At 67.1% G+C, this 428-nt stretch carries 1 protein-coding gene; it reads right to left on the reverse strand.

What is annotated here, in order from left to right; translation table 11 throughout:
* A partial coding sequence (locus tag J5M56_RS25870) for a type VI secretion system baseplate subunit TssF (protein ID WP_207938168.1) occupies nucleotides 1–362 on the reverse strand: 362 nt, incomplete at its 3' end.
* Between the last annotated feature and the right edge of the window lie 66 nt (nucleotides 363–428).

Genomic DNA, 428 nt, shown 5'->3' on the forward strand with positions numbered 1-428 from the left:
CTGTACAACTGCGTGCCGCGCGGCACGACCACGGCCGCCGACATCTGCGCGGCGCGGCTCGCATCGATGTCGAACGACGCGATCGAGCACGACGGGAACACGCGCAGATAATGCGGGTACAGCACCTCGACGAACGCCTTCGTGAACTCGGAGTAGTCGTCGTCGATGTGCCGCGACGCGCGCGCGCCCGTCAGCGCGAATGATTCGAACAGCCGCTCGACCTGGGGATCCTCGCTGCTGCCGTCCGCGCCGCTCGCGAGCTGCATGCGGCTCGCGATCTTCGGATAGCGCTCGGCGAAATCGCGCACGTGCCGGCGCAGGAACGCCAGTTCCCGTTCGTAGTATGAGAGGAGTTCATCCATCAGCGGTTCTCGAAAGTGCCTTCGCACGCCGGCGGCCGATGCCGACGACACGGCGGGCCACGCGTG

Source organism: Pseudomonas sp. 51_B (assembly GCF_017491595.1).
GTDB classification, from domain to species: Bacteria; Pseudomonadota; Gammaproteobacteria; order Pseudomonadales; family Pseudomonadaceae; genus Aquipseudomonas; species Aquipseudomonas promysalinigenes.